The 6,230-nt window shown below is 60.3% G+C and carries 7 protein-coding genes; 1 reads left to right on the top strand and 6 read right to left on the bottom strand.

Annotated elements, in window-relative coordinates:
• Positions 1 to 136 precede the first annotated feature (136 nt).
• Positions 137 to 1,120, bottom strand: a complete 984-nt coding sequence (locus tag K0H48_RS13145) for a GlxA family transcriptional regulator (RefSeq protein WP_219267963.1) — start codon at positions 1,118 to 1,120, stop codon at positions 137 to 139.
• 208 nt (positions 1,121 to 1,328) lie between these two features.
• On the opposite strand from K0H48_RS13145, the gene K0H48_RS13140 reads away from it, so the two are divergent.
• Positions 1,329 to 1,985: a peroxiredoxin-like family protein gene (locus K0H48_RS13140; protein ID WP_219267795.1), complete on the top strand. Its 657-nt coding sequence runs from the start codon at positions 1,329 to 1,331 to the stop codon at positions 1,983 to 1,985.
• A gap of 293 nt (positions 1,986 to 2,278) precedes the next feature.
• Here K0H48_RS13140 and K0H48_RS13135 read toward each other — a convergent pair whose 3' ends face one another.
• From K0H48_RS13135 to K0H48_RS13115, 5 genes are all read right to left on the bottom strand, one after another.
• Complete coding sequence (locus tag K0H48_RS13135) at positions 2,279 to 2,884, bottom strand: LysE family translocator (protein ID WP_219267794.1); 606 nt, start codon at positions 2,882 to 2,884, stop codon at positions 2,279 to 2,281.
• Between the two features lie 68 nt (positions 2,885 to 2,952).
• A complete protein-coding gene (locus K0H48_RS13130) occupies positions 2,953 to 3,897 on the bottom strand; it encodes an alpha/beta fold hydrolase (protein ID WP_219267793.1) in 945 nt (314 codons plus the stop codon).
• Between the two features lie 162 nt (positions 3,898 to 4,059).
• Entirely contained in the window at positions 4,060 to 4,524 is a 465-nt protein-coding gene (locus K0H48_RS13125; protein ID WP_017138878.1) for a hypothetical protein, read from the bottom strand.
• 415 nt (positions 4,525 to 4,939) lie between these two features.
• Entirely contained in the window at positions 4,940 to 5,461 is a 522-nt protein-coding gene (locus K0H48_RS13120; RefSeq protein ID WP_219267792.1) for a DUF1993 family protein, read from the bottom strand.
• Positions 5,462 to 5,506: 45 nt separating this feature from the next.
• On the bottom strand, positions 5,507 to 6,217 hold the full coding sequence (locus tag K0H48_RS13115) for a CerR family C-terminal domain-containing protein (protein ID WP_219267791.1): 711 nt from the start codon (positions 6,215 to 6,217) through the stop codon (positions 5,507 to 5,509).
• Positions 6,218 to 6,230 lie beyond the last annotated feature (13 nt).

Below are 6,230 nucleotides of genomic sequence, written 5' to 3'. Positions count from 1 at the left end.
GTTGGGCTGCGCAGCAGCCCCATACCGTTACACCTGACTCACCGAGTCGTCTGAATGAGGGGCGGCTTCGCCACCCAACGCAGGGCAAGCCTGCTCGCCACAGTCACAGTCACAGTGACTGTGTTCGCCCTCAACGCTACTTGACCAAGCGCTTTTCTTTGGACGGCCGATAGCCGAAATACGCGCTATAGCACTTACTGAAATGACTCGGCGACACAAACCCGCAGGCCACCAGCACATCCACCTGCGACAACTCGGTGTGCTGCAACAGCCGCCGCGCTTCGGTGACGCGCAGTTCCATGTAGTAGCGTTGCGGCGTGGTGCCCAGTTGCTCCTTGAACAGGCGCTCGAGCTGGCGCCGCGAACGGCCGGCGTACACAGCCAGTTGGTCCAGCTCCAGCGGCTCCTCGAGGTTGGCGTCCATCAGTTTCACCACTTCGCGCAGTGGTGCGCTGACGCTGATGTTTTCCGTGGGTTTGATACGCCGGTAGCGCGATTCTTCAAAAGCCAGGATGTCTTCGATGCCTTCGACCAAGGCTTTGCCATGCAGGCTTTTGATCCAGTCCAGGGCCATGTGGAACGCGCCCGAAGGGCTGGAAGCCGTGAGGCGATCGCGGTCGATCACGTAGGGTTCGCTGGTGACCTGGGCAGCTTTGGAGACTTCCGACAGCGCCGGGCGATGTTCCGGGTGGATCGCGCAGCGGTAACCCTGTAACAACCCGGCGCGGCCGAGGAACCAGGCGCCGTTCCACAGGCCGGCGAGGCTCACGCCTTGTTCGACGGCGCTGCGCAACAGCTGGATGAAATCCTCGCCGGCTTTGAGTTCGGTGCGAAAACCACCGCAGATCACCAGCAAATCCAGCTCGGGTAATGCCGACGCTTCCAGCCGCGCATCCGGGCGGATCACCAGGCCCAGGTCGCTGATGACTTCGCCCTCGTCACACCCGAAGGTACGCGTGGCAAACAGATCAGGGCGCAACAGATTGGCGGTGATCAGGGTGTCGAGGGTCTGGGTGAATGCCGGCAGGGAGAAGTGTTCGAGCAGCAAAAAACCGACGCGGGTGACCGACGACGGCTGTTGGAAGTTTTCATTCAGGTAGCGCAGGTTCTTGCCTTTCATGCCACCGCTGAACTGGCGTCTTTCCATCGAGGGTTGGCCCACTTTTATTGTTGATGCAATGGCCGCTATCTTAGGGGCAAATGCGCCGGCTGTCGTGCCGCATTCCCGCGAAGAATAATTGCTATGCTGCGCGCCTCTCTACTGGCAGGCGCCACGATAGAGGACGCTTGCCTGGCGCTGTTAACCCTCTACTCGCCAGGAACTGAACATGACTCTGCAAGCCAAACTCGACGCTTTTAATGCTGACTTCGTCGCCGGCAAACCACCCTACAACGCGCCACCCGAGGTACACGTGGTGATGAAACGTGCGACCGCCGAACTGATCGCCACCGGCCAGGCCGAACACGCACTCAAGGTCGGCGACAAGGCCCCGGCCTTCACCCTCAATGACCCCGAAGGCAAGCCTGTCTCCTCCGCTGAGCTGCTGGCTCAAGGGCCGTTGATCATCAGCTTCTACCGGGGCGTGTGGTGCCCTTACTGCAACATGGAGCTGCAGGCGCTCGAGCAAGCCCTGCCGCAATTTCGTGAATTGGGTGCGAACCTACTGGCTATCTCGCCGCAGAACACCGTGAACAGCCGCAAGTCGGTGCGTGAAAACCACCTGAGCTTCCCGATCCTGTCCGACACCTTGAGCGAGGTCGCCGACGCCTTTGGCCTGCGCTTCACCCTGCCTGACTACCTGATAGAGCTGTACAAAGCCTTCGGCAACGACCTGCCGGCCCTCAACAACAACCCGGCGTGGGTATTACCGATGCCAGCACGTTTCGTGATCGGCCAGGACGGCGTGATTACCTACGCTGAGGTCAACCCGGACTACACCCAGCGTCCCGACCCTTCTGAGCTGCTTCCCGCACTGCGTGGTTGAACCGCAACAGGCCCCTCAAGGCTGATCTTTACAAAAGCGCCCGCCTCCCAGGCCCGTAGCCTGGCAGCTGCGGGCCCATCTGATACGGTTTTTTCTTTGCTATCTGCGTCTGTATCGAAACGCCTGCGAAGCGGACAATGGGCGCCATCCCGACACTCCTGTCGACTCCCTTCCCTTCGGAGGCCTTATGACCAAGATGGCACTTTTCCTGTTCGGTTTTCTGGTGCTGACCATCGGCATCGGCTTGCTGGCAACCATCTCGCCGGTGTGAGGTTCAGCGCAACGTCGCTGCTTCACGCAAACAGCATCGGGTACAACGACAGCACCAGCAACCCCGCCATCGACCAATTGAATACCCGCAACCAACGCGGCTCGCGCAGCACATTGCGCAAGCCACTGCCACACCCCACCCACACGCACACACTGGGCAGGTTGACCACGGCAAACACCAGCGCAATCACCAGCACATTGGTCACATAACCCTCGGCCGGTGTGTAGGTGGTGATCGCTCCCAGCGCCATGATCCACGCCTTGGGGTTGACCCATTGAAACGCGGCCGCGCCGAGAAAGGTCATGGGTTTGCCACGCTCGTCCGGGTGCTCGGACATGCCGCCAGCGGTGGCGATCTTCCACGCCAGGTAGAGCAAATAGGTTGCGCCCACATAGCGCAGCACCGTGTAGGCCCACGGGAATAGCTTGAACACTTCACCCAGGCCCAGGCCTACCGAAATCACCAGCAGCATAAAACCGATGCTGATCCCCAGCGCATGGGGCATCGAACGGCGAAAGCCGAAATTGACCCCCGAGGCGAGCAACATGGTGTTGTTCGGGCCGGGAGTGATCGAGGACACGAAGGCAAACAGCACAAAGGCGGACAACAGGCTGGTGGACATGAACATGGCGCGGCATCCAGACGGGTGGTATGCCTGCGACAGTAGTGGGTTACGGCCCTGGCCGCCCCGTACAGCTAGGGGCGGATCGAGGCATACACTTTGGCTTTATCCAGCAATTCGCGACAGTGTACGGCGCAGGCTTGCGTGGCCTCGACCATCGGCAGATGGCCGATCCCGTCCAGAATTTCCAGGCGCGCATGGGGAATGCCGGCCTGCCAGGTCTGTGCACTGGCCACCGGCACCATACGGTCTTGCCGGCCCCACAGGATCAGGCTCGGCACCTGTATGTGCGGCAACCAGGGTTCCATGCGCGGGCTGCCGGAGAAGTCGGTAAAAATCTCGCGTAGCTCTTCGCGGCGCTTGATGTAGGTCTGCGCCTCGGCGGCCAGCAGCACTTCGGGAATAAAGGGTGGCGCGGCCATGGTCATGGCAAAGAACCGGTCGAACTGCGCGCGGTTATGCATCAGGAACGGGTTGTCGCCGCTGTTGACCAAGGCTTCCACTTCATTGGGTTGCGGCAGGTTCACGCCCGCAGCGCCGATGAGGCCCAAGGACAGCACGCGCTCAGGGTGGTGGGCCGCCAGCCAGCTCGCGACATAGGCGCCCATGGAGCTGCCGATCACATGAACCTTGTCGATATGGCACGCATCCAGCAGTGCCACCATTCGCCGTGCCTGGGCGGCAATGCTGTAGTCGCCGCCCGCCACGAAGGTGTTTTTGCCATGGCCGGCGAGGTCCGGGATGATCACCCGGTAGTCGTCGACAAAATGCCGCGCAAACCCCAGCCACACGCCCTTGTCCGCGCCGAAACCGTGTACCAGCAGCAGCGCCGGCGCATGCGCAGCGCCGCCCTGGTAGGTGGCCAGGGTCATGCTTTTGATCGGCACGCGGATGGCTTTCAAACGCGAGCGCCGCGCTTCAACCCAACCGATCAACTCGAACAACAGATTGCCCACCCGCGGATAGGTCCACCACACCCACAGGGCAATGAGGGCAAGTACGCCGAGGGTCACAAACATCAAGGTTTCTCCGACAGTGGCGAGGGGGTTTGCTTCACTGTTCGGTATAGTTGCGCACCTTGCTTGAATCTGCGCTGAACACATCACAACTGCCTATCGACCAACTACGGTTCCCGGTGAGCCCGCCGGGAACCGTTGATAGTGGCTGACAAACCACACGCCTCAGTTTTGTGGCCGCTGCTTGGTCGAGTCCAGCTCAGCCTTTTTGCCCGTGGAGATCTCGGTGATCTGCGCGGACTTGGCGATGGCAAAGTCGAAGGTGTCCTGCATTTTGGCGATGGCGTCGGTCGAGGTGCCATCGAGACCACCCTTGGCCGCCCAATCGAAGTTCCACACGCCGGAGAGGTTATCGGCCCCCGCCACGTCGTGGGTTTCGATCGCGGTGAACACGTCCGGGTGGCGCTCCATGTACTTGGCAGCGTCGGACACATCCGTGGGCACCTTGCCCGATGCGTTGTTGGCCAGTTGCGTGAGTTCCTGCTTGGTAATCGCCGACTTGCCGGTCTGGCGCATGTAATCGGCAATCACCTTGCTGGACTTGGCAATGTTCAACTTGTCGTCGAACGTGGAAGGCGAAGACTTTGGCGTATTCGACCCGCCAGACGCGGGCGTTACGGTAGTAGACATCGGCGCTGCTCCTTCAATGGAACGAATGAAATCGTCATGCTGACGATACCCCGACGCGGACGTTAGCATGGGCAAAGGGCCATTCCGCACGCTTCACAACATTTCACAACGCCAAGCGGGTTTTGCCGGTGTTTTCGAAGCACTGCGCAATCAAAAATGTGGCAGCGGGCTTGCCGAGAAGTGTCCACCATGTCCCCGTACACCCGTCCACCATGTGTCCGGTCCGTAGAGTCATCGAAAAGGATGTAAGGGCCGGAGCAACACCAACAGCAACAGCAGAGCCATACTCGGTCGAAGGTGGGAGCTGGCTTGCCTGCGATGGAATCAACTCGGTGTGCCTGATGTACCGAGGTGCCTGCATCGCAGGCAAGCCAGCTCCCACAGAAAAGCAACAGCGCTGCCACTCACTGAATAATTAGTCTTTACGCAAATACGCAAACATATGCGGCACATAATCAGCCTTGCCCAGTGGCACTCCGTTATGGCGCAGGATGCTGTACGCCGTCATCAAGTGAAAATAGAACTGCGGCGTGGCCCAATTAACGGCGTATTCATTGCCGGTCAGCTCGAAGGTGATGCCGCCGGGAAGCTCGAGAGTAATTAAGTGCCCTGCCCGGCCGTCAATCACGTTGCGATCAGCCTCAGCGAGAATGTTGAGCGTCTGATCGATCAGGCCGACCGCCGCACTCATGGAGCCTGGTGTTTCCAAGGTCGACACTGAAACGCCACTCAGCCGCTCAACCGCCTCCCGCGCCTGGGTGCAGGCGTAACGGACCTGGGACGCCAGGGCGTGCATATCGGGCGCAAGGCGTGAGTCCAGGAGGTTTTGCGGGTCGAAAGCCAATGCCTTTGCATGGGCTTCACCCTTGTCGAGCAAACCTTTGAGCGTGTTAAGCATCTGCGCAAAGCAGGGAATGGTGATGGCGTAAACCGACATAGTACTTCCTTGTTCCAGGTTGAAAGTTCTGGGTTAAAAACGGGATCAAGCCGGGCGCATATCCCGCTGCCTGGCCAGCCCTTCCAGCGTAAACCGTGCCTGCATCAGCACCACATCGCGCACCGACTCCATCTCCTTCTGGTTCACCTCGGTCCACTTAAGCGCTTCCAGTAACTTGGGCTTCTGCACGCGAAACGCCAAGCCTTGGGTGAACAGCGCCATGGAGTGAATCACCGTGCGCTCGTCTTCCAGGGCAAAGCCGGCCACGCGCGCGATCAGTTCGCGAATGACGCGGCCGATGCGTGCCTTGAAGCGGTCTTCAAAGGCGGTGGTTGCGCTTTGCGGGCACAGGCCCGCCTGATGACGATCCATGAATGCGCGCCAGATCGTGGTTTGGGGGCTGTCCTGGATGGTGGAGACCACCGTGCCCAGAATGCCCAGCGAGACATCGATCAAGGCTTTATCGCTCGCCTTGGTATCGGCCAGCGCGGCCTCGGCGGCTTCCACACACGGCGACATCTTGCGCCACAGCAGCGTGATCAAATGCTCGACACACTCCAGGTACACGCCTTCCTTGCCATCAAAGTAGTACTGGATCGCCGGCGCATTGACCCCGGCCGCCGTGGCGATGTCACGGGTGGATGCGCGGTCATAACCGCGCTCGCCAAACACCTCGACAGCCGCCTCGACAATACGTGCGCGGGTTTCTTCACCGCGCTGGTAACCACCTTCGGCGGCAGGTTTATGTCGTGCCATGTGCAGCTCCTTT

It is taken from the genome of Pseudomonas sp. Xaverov 259 (assembly GCF_019352915.1).
Lineage (GTDB): Bacteria > Pseudomonadota > Gammaproteobacteria > Pseudomonadales > Pseudomonadaceae > Aquipseudomonas.
This window is presented reverse-complemented; position numbering and strand designations above follow the sequence as displayed.

Coding starts and splice junctions, on each gene's coding strand:
- K0H48_RS13145 (WP_219267963.1), bottom strand. CDS start 1,120: ATGAAAGGCAAGAACCTGCGCTACCTGAATGAAAACTTCCAACAGCCG.
- K0H48_RS13140 (WP_219267795.1), top strand. CDS start 1,329: ATGACTCTGCAAGCCAAACTCGACGCTTTTAATGCTGACTTCGTCGCC.
- K0H48_RS13135 (WP_219267794.1), bottom strand. CDS start 2,884: ATGTTCATGTCCACCAGCCTGTTGTCCGCCTTTGTGCTGTTTGCCTTC.
- K0H48_RS13130 (WP_219267793.1), bottom strand. CDS start 3,897: ATGTTTGTGACCCTCGGCGTACTTGCCCTCATTGCCCTGTGGGTGTGG.
- K0H48_RS13125 (WP_017138878.1), bottom strand. CDS start 4,524: ATGTCTACTACCGTAACGCCCGCGTCTGGCGGGTCGAATACGCCAAAG.
- K0H48_RS13120 (WP_219267792.1), bottom strand. CDS start 5,461: ATGTCGGTTTACGCCATCACCATTCCCTGCTTTGCGCAGATGCTTAAC.
- K0H48_RS13115 (WP_219267791.1), bottom strand. CDS start 6,217: ATGGCACGACATAAACCTGCCGCCGAAGGTGGTTACCAGCGCGGTGAA.